12 protein-coding genes are annotated in these 16,105 nt (G+C 42.8%); 8 read left to right on the plus strand and 4 right to left on the minus strand.

Annotation, left to right across the window (positions count from 1 at the left end; translation table 11 throughout):
* On the plus strand, positions 1-491 hold a 491-nt coding region (locus JZY04_RS01745; protein WP_220577399.1), incomplete at its 5' end, for a transposase.
* Positions 492-918: 427 nt separating this feature from the next.
* On the opposite strand, the gene JZY04_RS01750 is transcribed toward JZY04_RS01745, so the two are convergent.
* The 3 genes from JZY04_RS01750 to JZY04_RS01760 form a co-directional block, all read right to left on the minus strand.
* Entirely contained in the window at positions 919-1,701 is a 783-nt protein-coding gene (locus JZY04_RS01750) for a porin family protein (protein ID WP_005781314.1), read from the minus strand.
* Positions 1,702-1,711: 10 nt separating this feature from the next.
* The gene (locus JZY04_RS01755; protein WP_005808332.1) at positions 1,712-2,806 is read right to left on the minus strand and encodes a PCMD domain-containing protein; all 1,095 of its coding nucleotides are present in this window, start codon (positions 2,804-2,806) and stop codon (positions 1,712-1,714) included.
* A 149-nt stretch (positions 2,807-2,955) separates the two neighbouring features.
* Entirely contained in the window at positions 2,956-4,083 is a 1,128-nt protein-coding gene (locus JZY04_RS01760; RefSeq protein ID WP_044302069.1) for a glycoside hydrolase family 43 protein, read from the minus strand.
* A 175-nt stretch (positions 4,084-4,258) separates the two neighbouring features.
* Between JZY04_RS01760 and JZY04_RS01765 the strand changes: the two genes are divergently transcribed.
* Entirely contained in the window at positions 4,259-5,545 is a 1,287-nt protein-coding gene (locus tag JZY04_RS01765; RefSeq protein WP_005808324.1) for a serine dehydratase subunit alpha family protein, read from the plus strand.
* A gap of 108 nt (positions 5,546-5,653) precedes the next feature.
* Entirely contained in the window at positions 5,654-6,172 is a 519-nt protein-coding gene (locus tag JZY04_RS01770) for a hypothetical protein (protein WP_044302067.1), read from the plus strand.
* Between the two features lie 93 nt (positions 6,173-6,265).
* On the opposite strand, the gene JZY04_RS01775 is transcribed toward JZY04_RS01770, so the two are convergent.
* Positions 6,266-6,856, minus strand: a complete 591-nt coding sequence (locus JZY04_RS01775) for a peptidylprolyl isomerase (RefSeq protein ID WP_005781304.1) — start codon at positions 6,854-6,856, stop codon at positions 6,266-6,268.
* Positions 6,857-7,184: 328 nt separating this feature from the next.
* Here JZY04_RS01775 and JZY04_RS01780 point away from each other — a divergent pair, with 328 nt between their 5' ends.
* From JZY04_RS01780 to JZY04_RS01800, 5 genes are read left to right on the plus strand one after another with little or no spacing between them, the layout of a single operon-like run.
* Positions 7,185-8,033 (plus strand): AraC family transcriptional regulator, encoded by an 849-nt coding sequence (locus JZY04_RS01780; RefSeq protein WP_044302065.1) that lies wholly within the window; start codon positions 7,185-7,187, stop codon positions 8,031-8,033.
* Between the two features lie 31 nt (positions 8,034-8,064).
* Entirely contained in the window at positions 8,065-9,372 is a 1,308-nt protein-coding gene (locus JZY04_RS01785) for an OmpA family protein (RefSeq protein WP_181996369.1), read from the plus strand.
* Between the two features lie 5 nt (positions 9,373-9,377).
* Positions 9,378-11,534 (plus strand): FISUMP domain-containing protein, encoded by a 2,157-nt coding sequence (locus tag JZY04_RS01790; protein WP_181996371.1) that lies wholly within the window; start codon positions 9,378-9,380, stop codon positions 11,532-11,534.
* An 18-nt stretch (positions 11,535-11,552) separates the two neighbouring features.
* Positions 11,553-13,703 (plus strand): FISUMP domain-containing protein, encoded by a 2,151-nt coding sequence (locus JZY04_RS01795; protein ID WP_122142475.1) that lies wholly within the window; start codon positions 11,553-11,555, stop codon positions 13,701-13,703.
* A 16-nt stretch (positions 13,704-13,719) separates the two neighbouring features.
* Entirely contained in the window at positions 13,720-15,795 is a 2,076-nt protein-coding gene (locus JZY04_RS01800; protein WP_181996373.1) for a PL29 family lyase N-terminal domain-containing protein, read from the plus strand.
* Positions 15,796-16,105: the final 310 nt, after the last annotated feature.

Genomic DNA, 16,105 nt, shown 5'->3' on the forward strand with positions numbered 1-16,105 from the left:
GTGATGAACACTTTGAGTTGGTAGCTAAATTGAATCCCAGTATCAGCCAAGGTTTCAGAAAGGAGGAAGGCAAGTTTGATTACAATAAGGATGCCGGCATGTTTGTTTGCCCTGCCGACCATATAGCTATACGTAGGGCAAAACAAGGGAGAAAGAATGGAGCATGGAATCAGGCGTATACTTATTATTTTGATGTACATAAGTGTCAATGCTGCTCAAAACGGGAGGGATGTTATAAGCCGGGAGCTAAATCTAAAACCTATTCTGTACCCATAAAAACCGATGAGCAGCAACAACAGATAGAGTTTCAACAAACCGAACGGTTCAAAGAGAAGGCTGCCGAGCGTTATAAGATTGAAGCTAAAAATGCGGAACTGAAACAGGTATATGGATATGACAGGGCGCAGTCCTACGGACTGTCATGTATGAAAATGCAAGGAGCAATGGCTATTTTTGCAGCAAATCTCAAGAGAATACTCAAACTCAGTTAAAGTAAGTGTAATCCATGCCCGTGGAAGACAAACACGGCTTGTATAAAGCAAATTGTGGAGTTATTACCCTTAATATAAGAAAAAGTTGTATGTGAATGAAATGCATCATTCGACATGCAACTTTTTCCAAGAATTTCTAAAAAAAGGATTGGATGCTAAAAAAGATCACTTTTTCAGTGCCTTCGTTTAACCATCCTCCTTTTTTATTATGTAGTATTAATGCTTAGGACTTTTTTGTTAATTGTTTGGGTTGTTGGAATTCAGTGGAATCTATTGTTATGCTTCTTTTTTAAAAGTGATATTATCTGTATGTTGTTAGTTTGTCTTCAAAGAAGTGTATTAGAATATTATTGTATAAAAAACTCGTATAAAGTCCAAGGTATTAGGATTTATACGAGTTTACTAAAATGAAATATGTCTTTTTTAATTAAAATGCATATCCAAATCCTACATTTAGATATATGGGATACATATTGAATGTAATTGTTTTGAAGTCTTTTTTAAAGATATCATTTAATCCCCAGACTAAATCTGCGTATACATTTAGATGTTTGAATGCTTTCCATTCGGCACCAGCTTGAAATCCCCATTGAAAATTGCTTAGGTCCTTAGAGAAGTCATAAGGAGCTATTTTATCTCCTTCGAATTCAGCTTTTTCTCCAGTGGGGGTGTCTTTGCGTAGATATCCATCATGCACATGTCCATTGAAGTCACCACTGGTCATAAATGAAACATAAGGACCGGCATTAATTCTAACACGTTGGCTAAGTTTATAAGCGGCTGTTACTGGAATTGAGAAATAAGAACCTCTATATTTAGTTTTTACTTTTCCTGTCCAGTAGCCTGCTAAAAGTTCGCCGCCATCCCCTATAATTTCCATACTGTAATTCTTTACACGTGCTTTGGCTTCCATACCTTTAGTTTCAAGACGTAATCCTAAAGTCATTCCCCATTTAGAGTCTTTACCAAACCATTTGGTTGTATTGCCTTCTATAGCTAAGCATATAGTAGGGCTATACCCTGTGAGTGCACGTATTTCTGCAGGTAATGGGAGTGGTGAAGCACCTCCAACGTTGAAACCTGCTTTTATTTCATATTCAAGCCCATGTAGTGCAGACCAAATAATACCATGATTCCGTTCTTCTTGGGCTTTTAAAGTGTTGATTGTGCCGATAAAAGCGAGCAGGCCTATAAGTATATACTTTTTCATTTTTTCATTTTTACTTGTTAGTGAAATTTAATAGAACCTCATCAATGTAAAGTGTACTTCCTGGAGCACCTTCGAAATGATCTCCGCGTATACTTGAAGAAAATACGATAGCTAAATTATATTTTCCAGCTTTGAGTTTCTCCATATCTACTGATTTACCAGTACGATATTCAAATGGTAAGTCAAACTTAATCCATTCATCAGTTTCTTTTGCATCTTTAATCCGAGCTACTGATACGATATAAGTATTATCTTCTGCCAATACGTTAGTTCCGTCAAGTGTAGACAATTTTTCATCTGTTTCATAAAATACGGCATAAATATCACAGATATCTTTTTTGTTATCTACAGGTTTACCATCTATTTGGAATGACTTTCCTGCCTTATATTTATAATATCCGGTAATTGAAGTTGGAATATTTGAAAAAGGGGTTCCGAATTTGGTTGAACGGAGAATATCGGTAGGCTTTACTTCAAAACTACCTAAGAATAGATTACCCGCTGCAATTGGCATTCCAAGCAACGAGCCCCAATAACCTGTTTCGCAAGTTGTTAGTTTCAAGCATTTCCCTTCGACGCCATTGTTTGCTTGACTTGTTGGATATTCTTCTGCTTTTGCTTTTACACCGGTAAAAGCAAAGCCGGCATTGCCACTTGCCCAAGTCATGGTTTCTTTCCCTTGTGCATCTGTTTCGTAGAAAATATGGTATTTTCCCTCTGAGTCGAACTTAATATTCTCAAAGTGATACATTGTGTTAGTAATACCTGAGAAAGTTACTCCTACTTCATATTTTTTCTTCCATTTTCCATCTTCAGAAGTTACTTCATAATATTGAGGTGTGGTAAAATCAAGTATAGTTCCACTATTAGGGACAATAGAAGCTCCCGGAGTCAAAGTAAACTTAGGTGCTAATGCGGTTATATCTGTTCCTGTTTTTACAATTAATGTAACTTTCTTGTTTTCGATGATGGGATCACGATTGAGAACATCACCCGGTACAGTGCATGCAATGATGTCTGCTTCTGCATTAGGTGCTTCGTCTTGTATGCAAGAAACCATTATAAAGCCCAGAAAGAAACAGGCTATCAGATTCTTTAATTTCATTCGATTCTGTTTTTGATTAATAATCCTTTTAGTTTAGTTGATTTTTTGTAAACTTGGCTGCAAAGTTAAGTTTCTTTTTTGAAAAGATACATTTGAACCCCTACAATACAACATTTTATAACGGTCATAATGTTCAGAATGGTGCGTTTTTAGTCTAAAGTCCATGAATCTTTCCATTTGATAACAGGTTTTTCGCCTTCAAAATAAATTGGAAGCCAAATATAACGTCCGTCTATTGCGTTTTGGGGTGTCCAACGGTCGCCCATGTATATAAATTGGTCTTTCTTACCCCGCACCGGAAGAATATAAGTACTTTGCGAATGGAAAGTCAGGTCCGCATCCTGACCTACGCAGGGATTCCCTAATTCTTTCCATTCTCCCCAAATGGAGGAAGCTATTGCAGACCGTGCTGCATTAGGACTCCACCCGGTGCATCCGGACATGATAAGGTAATAGTTACCATCCTTCTTAAACATGGCGGGAGCCTCCATAAATCGGTTAATAAAAATTCGGGTGTACTTTCCTGTATAGCCGGTATAAGATGAATCAAGTTCGGCAATATGTAAGGTGCTGTTTTCTTCGGAAGAATAGATGTGATAGGCTTTGCCGTCATCATCGACAAACAGATTCATATCACGTGCCATCTGTCCCCGTTCCATATCGCGTCCCAATATATTGAGGCTGTCGGGATGTGCAGGAAGACTACCACCTGTGCATTGACGTTCTTCTTCGATAGAAGGTCTGCGGGCGGTTTTATGGACCGGCAGTACGTTGACAGGCCATGAACCTGCATTGGGGCGGACGGCTTTTAAGAAGGTGTAAGGGCCTGTCACCCGGTCACTTACGGCGATTCCGCTTAAAGCTCCCGAATATCCGGCTCCTTTGGGCTCGAGATGGAACCACATGACATATTTTTTAGTGTGAGGGTTGTATATGACTTTGGGACGCTCAAGGATACATCCTTTAGAAATGATATGTTCGGGGTTATTTTCGATCACTGACAGTGCTATTCCACAATCATTCCAATGATATAGGTTATCGGAAGAGTAGCAATGCACTCCTACATTGGCAACGTTGCCGGTTTCACCTTCTGTTTTGTGTTCGCCAAACCAATAGTAGGTTCCGTTATCGTACAAAATACCTCCACCATGTGCGTTGATATGGACCTGATGATTGTCCGGCCATATTTTTCCGGGAGTGAAGGATTGCCCTTTGGCTGTTTGCGAGAAAAGAAAACATAACAGAAAGAGGGCTTTTAGTGTAAATCCTTTATTCATTGCTCTTTTTTATTAAGTATTTGTAATTGAGAGACAAAGATACATGATAATTCTTAAATAACCAGTAAACCGATTGTAAAACTCTTAACTTGTCCGGGTGGGATATTCTTTAGTTAAATGAATGGTTTATAAGAGGATATTTCCTACTTTTGTGCAAAATATAAACCTTGAATAGATGACTGAGTCAGAAAGAAAACAGATAATTGCTTTAGTGCAGCGGGAGGTGATTCCGGCTATCGGATGTACAGAGCCGATTGCAGTTGCGCTGTGTGTGGCAAAGGCTACAGAAACCTTAGGAGCTAAACCGGAAAAAATAAAAGTATTGTTGAGTGCTAACATCCTGAAGAATGCGATGGGAGTGGGAATTCCCGGTACGGGGATGATTGGGTTGCCTATTGCAGTGGCTCTGGGGGCGTTGATCGGAAAGTCGGATTATCAACTTGAAGTGTTGAAAGACAGCTCTCCGGAAGCCGTGGAAGAAGGGAAGAAGTTGATTGATGAAAAGCGTATCTGTATTTCGCTGAAGGAAAACATTACGGAGAAACTTTACATAGAGGTGATGTGTGAAGCCGGTGGAGAGCAGGCAACAGCTATTATTTCCGGAGGACATACTACATTTGTTTATGTAGCCAAAGGAGATGAAATACTATTAAATAAACAGCAAGTTTCCGGTGAGGAAGAGGAAGAAGAGGAACTGGAACTCACTCTGCGGAAAGTGTATGACTTTGCACTGACTGCTCCGCTGGATGAAATCCGTTTTATTCTTGAAACGGCAAGACTTAACAAGAAAGCTGCCGAACAGTCTTTTCAGGGAGATTATGGTCACGCATTGGGCAAGATGCTTCGCGGAACCTATGAACATAAGATTATGGGCGACAGTGTGTTTTCACATATTCTTTCGTATACATCGGCTGCTTGTGATGCACGCATGGCAGGAGCGATGATTCCTGTTATGAGTAACTCGGGTAGTGGTAATCAAGGTATTTCCGCTACATTGCCTGTAGTGGTTTATGCCGAAGAAAACGGAAAACCGGAAGAGGAACTGATCCGTGCGTTGATGATGAGTCATTTGACTGTGATATATATTAAGCAAAGTCTGGGACGTCTTTCTGCACTTTGCGGTTGTGTGGTAGCTGCTACCGGTTCCAGTTGTGGAATCACCTGGTTGATGGGAGGCAGTTATGAGCAAGTGGCTTTTGCTGTTCAAAACATGATAGCCAACCTGACCGGAATGATATGTGACGGTGCGAAACCGAGCTGTGCCTTGAAGGTGACGACAGGAGTGTCAACAGCTGTGTTGTCCGCTGTAATGGCTATGGAGAATCGCTGCGTAACTTCGGTAGAAGGAATTATTGATGAAGATGTTGATCAAAGTATCCGCAATTTGACGCGGATTGGATCTCAGGGGATGAATGAAACAGATAAGGTGGTGCTTGATATTATGACTCATAAAGGGTGCTAATGTTAAACAATGTGTTAAAAATCAGAAGATAAGCAGTAAAAGGCTAATTCTTTCATTTTCTTGATATAAAGAACTTTGACGGAATGACGAACTATTAATGCTGAATATATGAAAAATTACTTTGTATGGTTGCTTCTATTGCTTCCGCTTCTGGCAACCGGTTGTTATGGAGAAGAAGAGAAAGAGGACGGCCCGGGGGATTATATCTGGGATTTCATAAACTATAATATTTATTTTTCGGTGAAGGATGCTGCCGGGGCTAACCTGTTGGACCCGCAGGTTTCATCAAATTTATTGGCTAATGAAATTACGGTGGAATACGAAGGTAAGACCTTTCCGCTGGAAAACTCTGTGGATACGCGGTTTAATATGCCCCGGTCTTTAGGATTAAGAAAAGAGCTACTGGGTAAAGAGAAAAAGCGTGTTCTTTCTTTTGGTGAGTTTTCTCCGGAACATCAATATAAGGGAGAGACTTTTACGATTTATTGGGGGGACGGGACAAAAGACGTGGTGAAATTTGACTTATACATCACCTGGAAGAAACAGGATCCTACGATACACAAGAAACTTTATTTGAATGGTAAGGAATACAGTGAGGACTCTTTTTTGATAGAGATCGTGAAATAGGTGTGCTATACACATTTTGATATAATAAAACGGTGAACATACCATGCATGTGCAGTATGTTCACCGTTTTTTATTTTATAGATAATCGCTCAATTAATGGCAATGTCCGCAACCGCAGCTGTCTCCACAGCTATCTCCGCAGTCGTCACCGCAACCGTCACCACAACTTCCGCAGCTGCAACCACCTTCACCGGTCATCATTTTAACCATTTCCTGGATTTCTTCGTTTGTAGCCGGACGGCTTTCAACAACTTCACCCGCGAAAGTCAAATCTTCACCTGCCAACGGATGGTTCATATCCATTACCACAGTGTCGGCTTTTACCTCAACTACGCTACCGTTCAGGCGCTGGCCTTCTGAATTCATCAGAGGGATGATATTTCCCGGATAGATATGTTCGTTATCGAATTTTCCGTCAATCTCGAAGATGTTTTTCGGAAGATCAATCACATGTTCTTCATCATATTCACCGTAAGCTTCGGCAAAAGGAATGGTAAATTCAAACTTATCTCCTTTATTGAGGTTTGCTATCTGTGATTCAAAAGCTTCAAGCGTAGTACCCAAACCGGAAATGAACTGAAAGGGATGTTCGGCTGTTGCTTCTTCTACTAAATCTCTTTTGCCATCTTCTGTTGTATACAGTTTGTAAGCTACAGTGATGTACTTGTTTTCTGCTGTTTCCATCTGTTCTTTATAATGTTATTAATAAAATTCGGATTTTCCGTGGGGACAAAGATACGAATTAATCATCAGAGATTTGTGGACTGGTATGGAGTTTATTCTTTCGTAGTAGAAATTAATACCTGTTGGCTGATAGGCGGTGATTTTATGAAAATAAGGAATGCCATGTCTCAATTTTACTTAAATGAAAAAAAGTATTTTATTTCGTTATTATATATAACAAAATAAATAAAATGTATAAACGGATTGAGTTGTCAAAGGGTTTTCTTTGTATTATTTATTAATAAGATGTTAGTGTGTCTTTTGTTTTTTTTACAACATACATAAACCTATGAAAACCTTACTGGACAATTTATCTTCTGATTTACTGCAAAATCAGGTCTTTCAAACAGGATTTAGATTTTTAACCATTGTGCAAGGAAGCCATTTGCCGAAAATGGATAGCAATGTTTTAATTTTTATCATGAGTGGCACTATGAAAGTTTTTTCTGGTGAGAAAGAATTAGCTATTATTGACGAGCGGCATATCTTCTTTTGGGATAAAGAAAATGATCATGTTTGTGAGATGCTTTCAGATACACAGGTCATTCTGTTTGCATTCGGCGATTTAATTGTACATGATTTGCTGACATTTAGGCCTTATGCTTCCTTTCAGGACAAGTATGCTCTGAAAGGTACAGGACTCAGATTCGCGGAGCCATTGAACTCTTTCCTACAGCTTCTGGTGCTGTATCTGGAGATGAAATTAGATGATGTCTCCTTGTATATAACGAAACGGCAGGAACTGTTTTATATTCTGAATTCTGTTTATAATGAGCAGGAACTTGCAATTTTATTCAGCTCTTTGACGGAACAGTCATCCAAATTCAAAGAACAGATATTGGAAAACTATCTCAGTGCAAAAAATGTAGGCGAGTTGGCCAGTCTGTTAGGATACGGGGTCACCAATTTCCGGGTTAAATTTAAAGAGCAATTCGGAGTATCGGTTTATCGTTGGCTCCTCAATCGGAAATCACAACGGATTATTTATCGCATTACCGTATATGGTGATGAGTTTAGCCAGATTATCGATGACTTCGGGTTTTCGTCTCCTTCACACTTTAATAAATTTTGTAGGTCACAATATGGACTTACACCTTGCGAACTTCGCAAGAAACTGAAAACAAACAATAATTCTTAAACTGGAGCTTATGTTAAAAATTCGTTGTTGTATGGAAACAGAATGTAAAAGAGTCATTCTTTTCCTTTTCTTGTCTCCGCTGTTTTGTAACGGCTTTGCCCAGACAAAAACATCGGTTGGGGCCGATGAACCTCTCAAATCGTATTCTCATTGGTACTTCGGAGCAGAGTATGCTACTCCCTTTTTATTCGGTGATTTTACTTCATTTTCGGCAGATAAAACTTATATCGGGTCTCAGTTTGGGGGATTTGCAGGCTATCAGATCAATTCGTGGATAGGTATAGAGGCATCCGCACGGACCGGATATACCAGAATGGGCGCAAAATCTTATGCGTCCGATTACCTCCTGAGTGCTGACGGAATGACTTATTATACCAAGCAGGACTTTACTACCTGGAAGTATAAGGATGTGTTTTCGAAAGTACACTTCACCAATCTTGGCTTACAGATGAATCTGAATGTAAATAACTTCTTTGGGCTCAACCGGGGTAACCGGCGTTGGACGGTATTGCTGAGTCCTGCTGTCTATGCACAACGTTTCTCTACTGAGTTAGTAAATAAGGCGGATAAGAGCCCGTTGTCAGGCAAAAAGACTGATGACTGGAACTTTGGAGTAGGGGGAGATCTCTCTTTGCGTTATAAGATTTCACGCGCTTTTGACGTACAGTTGCGTACGGGAATTATATGGGTCAATAATAATAAGATGGATGGTGTGTCGACCCTTATCAAGTCAAAAGACCATTTTATGACGAGTGCCGGGCTTTCCTTGATATGGAAAGTGGGTAAGAAGAAACAAGATAATGTCCTTTATGCCTCAAAGCATGTGACAGATATTGCGGTAAGATATATAGAGGAGCGCGCGGTGAACTTACCCACACCTGTTTGCTGTACGGAGGATTCGATAGAGAAGAACCGGATGAAACAGGAAATAGCTTCCTTAAATATGCAGTTGCAGCAAGCGCAAACGGATGCGAAAGAGAGAGTGGAATCCAATCCGGTGCTGGGATTCAATGAGTTGCCTCCTGTCTACTTTAAGAGGGGATCGGCTTATCTGAATGTAGCTTTATACAAAAATGAATTATCCCGCATTGTGGAAACCCTGAAAAAGTATCCTGATCTGAAAGTCATTCTTTTGGGTTATGCCGATCATACGGGTAATCCGGATATTAATCAAAAAATCTCTTTACAGCGTGCGGAGGTGTTGGCAGCTTACCTTGAAAAGAAGGGAATTGACAGCAAACGTATCAACGTGAAAGGAGAGTGTATAGATACGCTTACTTCCGATCCTAACAACTACAGTGTACTTGCCAGGCGAGTTATTGTTGAAATTCAAAAATGAAAACTATGATTAAAAAGAGAATATATCTGTTGTTGTTATTGATTCCGTTGCTGTATGGCTGTAAGGAATCCGATTTCAACGATTTACTTGACAGACAAGGCGATCAGAAGAAAGAACTGCAGGAGCTGACAGAGTTATGCAGAAAATTGAATGAAGATATTTATAATCTTCAGGTGATTGTCAATATTGACAAGATAGGAGACAACATCACTCACATTGAGGAGTTGGCGGATGGTACGGGATATACCATCTCCTTTTCCAGAAGTGCCCCGATCACTATTCGTAACGGAAAGAAGGGAAATACGGGTCCCGATGGAGATGCCGGCAAAGACGGCATTGACGGTACGGACGGCAAGGATGGTGTAGATGGTACGGACGGCAAAGATGGCGTAGACGGTGCCGATGGTACGGATGGTAAAGATGGAGAGAACGGCACCGATGGTAAAGATGGTGTGGATGGAACGAATGGCTCCGATGGCAAGGATGGCGTGGATGGAACAGACGGTAAAGATGGAGCTAATGGTACGGACGGAAGCAAGGGAGAACAAGGTGATCCCGGACAGAATCCGGTGGTCGGCATTATGCAGGACCCCACTGACTCGGAATATTACTGGACTGTAAAAGTCGGCTCCGGTGAACCATATTATCTGGCGGACAATGACGGAAACCGGATAAAGGCAGTCTCTGCGGTCCATGATGGACGGACTCCTCAGTTAGGAGTGAAACAGTGGACGGTGGCTGATGGCGGTGACGATAATTATTACTGGACACAGAAGATAGGGTCCGATCCTGAAACATGGATTGAGGCGGGTGGAAAGAAAATAATTGCCAACGCAAAAGATGCCGTGTCTGTGTTTGAGAAGGTGGAATATAAAGATCCGGATTATATAGAGTTTACTTTAAGTGGGGGAGCAACCCAATTTAAAATACCGGTGGGAAAACCTTCTATTGAGGTGCCGGAGGGACGCAAACTGCTCTTCTTCAGTCGTGGCGAATCCCGGGTGATTGCTTTCAGTTGTAAGGGTATCTCAAAGGAACGGCTATCGGTAGATGTTCCGGAGGGATGGAAGGCAACGGTTGATTTTGATGCAGGTACACTGGCCCTTGAAGCTCCTTTGGCAGGAGCAGCGGGCGTAGCATTATCCGGAGATGTAGTACTGAGGAGTACGAATACCACAGAAGAAGCAGCACGGAGCTCTTTCGCCGTGACTATGCTTTATAGGATAATGCTTCCGGATTTCAAAGGCTCTTATGTCTACAACATCCGTCTTTGGGGTAAAAAGGTGGGAGAGCTTTGCCGGGAATATCAGCGGGAGTTAAAGCAGTCTGCAACGATTGTCTATCCTTATCTGACAGGAGGAATTTATGGGTCGGGGCTTATCACGAATACAGGAGGCACGGTACAGCACGACGGTACGGGCTATCATGCTCCTGCTGCCGACCGGCCGGCAGTCATGTATATCTATACTGAAGACGGGGCGGAATTCTATACCGACAGTTCGTTGAAAGGACGGGAACCGGATTTCGGAGATGGCCTGCAAGCGGAAAAACTGACTGATGTGGATGGTAACACCTATCGCATTGTGAAAATAGGTAAACAGTATTGGACCATGGAAAATTTACGGACGCTTAGTTATCCTGATGGAAGTCCTGTCGAAACTAACTTATCGGGGCATGCTTGGAAAGAAAGTGGATTTGAAGATACAGGTTCAGGTGCTTGTGCCGTGTATGATTATCAGAACGCCTCCGCTACAGGAGCTTTTGCCAATAAAATATCTTATGGCGTTTTGTACAATTGGGTGGCAGCAAAGAAAGTAGTACCCGACGGATGGAAACTTCCTACGGAATCTGATATCGTATCTATATTGCGGGCTTTTCTGGGCACCAATGCCGGTACGTTATTGAAGGAAGCCGGGACAGAACATTGGAATGTTGCCGGCGGAACTGATCTCACTGGTTTTGGCGGTTTCGGAGGGGGATATAGGGCTGCTGACGGTCTTTCGTTTAACGATCTTCAGCAAGCCGGTATCTGGTGGAGTAGCGCCAGCCTGGAGAGTGTCGGTGCTGTATTCAGGTTGTCTGCAACTTCTTCCGAGCTTGGGTTTAATAGTGGAGATAATAATTCGGTGGGTTATAGCGTACGGATTTTGAGAGAAGACTAATCTTTAAAACAGGAAATCATGAAGAGATATAAAAAATATATATTTATCATTTTGTCGGTTTTGTTGGCAGGAGGATGTGTTCAGGAGGACATTAACGAAGCCTTGCGCCGGGAAGCCGAATTGAATGTCCGGATGGGAAAGCTCCGGGAATGGATATCCGATACCAATAATGAAGTACGGCTGCTTGCCACGATAGTGAATACGATACCGACTCATGATTACATTGAAAGTGTGACCGAGTTGCCCGATGGGAGCGGTACACTGATCGTTTTTCATAAAGGGGGAGACATGCTTGTAAAGAATGGCCTGGTAGGGAATAAAGGAGAAAACGGTAATGACGGAACCGATGGCAGTAATGGCAATGATGGTCAGAACGGCGCAGATGGTACGGATGGCAAGGATGGTGTTGACGGTGAAGATGGGGCAGATGGCCAGAATGGCTCGAACGGAACTGACGGAACCGACGGCAGTAATGGCAATGATGGTCAGGACGGCGCAGATGGTACGGATGGCAAAGACGGAGTTGACGGTACTGACGGTAAAGATGGTGTGAAAGGTCCGGCCGGAGATACTCCGTTGATGGGTGCTAAACAGGATACGGATGGTAATTATTACTGGACTGTACAGATAGGTGCCGGAGTGGTAGAGTGGCTGACGGACGGAGAGGGTAATAAAGTGATTATGACTCCGGTAAATGGTATTACTCCATCTGTCGGTATAGCTAAAGATACGGACGGAGAATATTACTGGCAGGTTACTGTCGGAACTGTTACGAAGTGGATGACAGGAGCAAGCGGAGAGAAAATTGTAGCCACCGTGACAGATGGCAGTCAGTCCATCTTTACGTCTGTGAATCCGGGAGATCCGGAGTATGTCATTTTTACAATGACTGACGGAAGTGTCTATAAGGTGGCTAAATTCGCAGATAATAAACTGATATTCAATGAAACGGGACCTCTTTTCTTTCGTCGTGGAGTAGCACTGGACATTCCGTTTGATTGTAGTAGTTTCCGGCAGATAGTAAAGGTGGCAGGAACATGGGATGCTACGATTAATTATCAGCCGAAAGCTTTGCAAGGGGTGCTGACTGTGAAAGCGCCTGCTGCCGGTTCGGCTCTGCCGGCTTCGGAAAGAATAACGATAGAAGGCACAGATGCCTTGGGAAATACTGTCCGGGCAGACATCTTGGTAACGTTGTATTATCGTATTGAGCTCCCGAAGTTCAATAGTTCCCTGGTTTATGATATTTTGATGGAGGGGTTTAAAGTAGGAGAAATATGCCGGGAATATGTGCCGGCTTATTCCACGACGGACCGGGCTACTGTAGTCTATTCTTATAATGCTGCTTCGCGTGTTTTTGGTCCGGGGATTATTCTGGAGAACGGAGCGTCGATACAGCATGACGGAACAGGGTATACTCCCGTTACGGGCAATCCGTCATCTACTGCCATACTGACGGAAGACGGCAGTCAGTATGTAATGCCGGCAGATGGAACAGATGGGCTGGTGAACGGGACTGTTTGCGGGCTGAAAGCTTCCTTGGCTGTCGATGTGCAGGGATATGCTTACCGGGTTGTGAAAATAGGCAGTCTCTACTGGATGGGAGAAAATCTGAAGACAACCCAATTTAATGATGGTACTCCTATTCCTACCGGTTTTGCCACTTCAGAAGCTTGGATGATTCAGTGCGGGTCAGATCTTCCTGCATGTCAGGTCGACCGGGCGGCTAATGCCGATGCTCCGGGTGCTATGCAATATCGCAACCTGTACGGTGTGCTTTACAATCTGTTTGCGATGAAAGGAAATATAGCTCCCCAAGGATGGCATGTTCCTTCTAAAGCAGAACTGCAAGCATTGGTAGACTTTGTGGGGGCAGATGCACGTAAACTGAAATCGACAGCTATTGGGAAAGGGCTCGGAAGTTGGATGGAGAGTGCCGGAATAGAGGGAGACAATCTGACCGGTTTTACTGCTTTACCTGCTAATACGGTCGAGGGTAGTAATGGCAGTACCGGAGCTTCGGAAACAACAGGGCAATGGTGGTCGACGGAAGCGGATTACCGTATCCGGATGAGTTTTAGGTCCAATTCTGTAGAGCAACTGACTCCCGGTGCTGCCGGGTTGGGCGAAGGTAACAGTATCCGTTGTGTCCGGGATGCAAATTATTAATTTAACTCTAATGAATATGAATCATATAATCAAACTATTGTTTCTCTGTTTGTTCCTCGTTGCTTCCTGTAGCCAGGAAGAGATAAACGAAGTGCTGAAGAATCACGCGGAAATGGAGGAACAGGCAAACTCTATCGAAGAGTTATGTAAAAATATGAATAGGGATATTGTTGCCTTAAAGCTGATCATAGACTCGTCTGAATCCGGTGATTACATTACCGGATTCAACGAACTTGCCGATGGAAGCGGCTATACGATCAGTTTCTTTAAGAGTGGCACTATTGTCATCAAGAATGGCGAGAAAGGAGATGACGGTAAGAAAGGGGAAGACGGTAAAGATGGTCAGAATGGTCAGGACGGCACCGATGGCAAAGATGGTCAGGATGGTACCGATGGCAAAGACGGAGTTGATGGTACCGACGGCAAGGATGGTCAGGATGGTACGGATGGTAAAGACGGAGTTGACGGTACCGACGGCAAAGACGGTCAGGATGGTACCGATGGTAAAGACGGAGTTGACGGTACGGATGGTAAAGACGGTGCGGAAGGAGATAAGGGAAAAAATGGTATAGCTCCCGTCATCACCATGAAAATGGATACGGACGGGCATCTGTATTGGGCTAACAAGGCTCCGGATGGAACTTCTTCTTTTCTTTTGGATAACAACGGGCAAAAGGTCAGAGCTTCGGGAACCGATGGCATTGTTCCGGTCATTGGGGTCAATGCGGCAGGATACTGGACACTTGACTATGGGAGCGGTCCTGTTGAATTGGAAGATGCTGCGGGTAATCCGATGAAGGCGAAAGGTGCATCCGGCGATCCTATGTTCCGGAAGGTGGTCAGTGAAGACGGTTATATTGTATTTTATCTGAGTGATGGAAAAACTCTTAAAGTGCCGGAATGGCAAGGATCACAGGTCGGACTGGAGACTTTGGAAGTGGCGTATTTCCATCGGAGCGAATCCCGGACCTTTGCATTTACTTGCAGTGGCGTGAATAAAGATATTGCTCCGGTATGTACGGCTCCGCGCGGTTGGACAGTTACGGCAAGGTATACATCGGCCACCGATGGCGAAATAACAGTGATTGCCCCTGGTAAAGGTTCGGCTGATGGAGCATTGTCCGGTACTGCTGTCCTCGAACTGACTGCTAAGGATGGTAAGAAATTGCCGGCAACGCTTGAAACTACCTTATTACTTGAATTTAAAGTGCCCGATTCTTCCCGTTCGTTTGTTTATGAACTTTATGTTGAGGGAGTGAAAGTAGGAGAACTATGTCATGAGTTTATTCCCGGTTATTCATTTGGATCGGGTAAAAGTGCCTCGGTCTTTTATCCTTATAATGTTTATAACAAGGCGTTTGGTGAAGGAGTGGTTCTGGACAACGGAGGAAAGGTGGATTATCTGACTACCGTTTATACGCCGGGTACTAATACGGAGCCATTCACCTCTTTGTTTACCGAAGACGGAGTGAATTTTATTACCGGTGATTATATCGGTTACTCGGGCAATCAGGCAAGCGGACTCCGTCCTTATCAGGCTACCGACAATGAAGGTAACTCGTATCGGGTGATGAAAATCGGTACACAGTATTGGATGGCGGATAATTTGCAGACGATAACAAACAGTGCAGGAGTCATTTCCTCAGAATGGAGAAAGGATGGTATCCCGCGATATGCTGTATATGGTTTCCCCGCTGGCATTACGGAAGGTAGCCGGGCGATTCGCAATCAATATGGGCTGTTGTATAATGCAGGTGTGTTTTCCAGTGGCACGTCCTTGGTCCCTAAAGGCTGGAAAATACCGAATCATTTGAGAGACTGGGATACATTGCGGGATTTCTTAGGTGGGGATCCTAAAGTAGCCGAGGCATTGAAGATTGCCGGATTTGTCGGGAAACCCGGTGGACGGCGCAATGCTGATGAGCCTTTTGCTTTCCAGGAAAAAGATGAAGTTGGGTATTGGTGGTTTGACAGTGTTGATGGGAATGATTGCTGGGCACTCTCCGTCAATCCTTCGAATGTAGCCGTATCACAATGTACGAATACATATAGTCGTGGCTTCGGATTTAGTATACGTTTTATTCGTCAGTAATATGCCATTGTTTACTTTGAAACTTTAAACTCTTGTTGCGAAAACATCCGGGTGTTGTTGTGTGAAACATCCGGATGTTTTGTACTATAACATGGGGATGTTTTACGATACAACATCCCCATGTTTTATTGGTTTGACTTTAATCTAATCTTTCCGCTCTTTTCTTTTTCCTTGATTTCTATTGATGTTTCTTTGTTTTCTTCCTTGAAGAGTTGTCGCACAATTGGTATGTTTGTGCTGTTTATATTCAATTTGTATATATTCTGAAAGTGGATTTTTATAAGGAATAGTTCGGAATATAGTATTCTGA

Origin of the sequence: Bacteroides sp. 11BF, assembly GCF_019633765.1 — a bacterium.
Taxonomy (GTDB): Bacteria; Bacteroidota; Bacteroidia; order Bacteroidales; family Bacteroidaceae; genus Bacteroides; species Bacteroides hominis.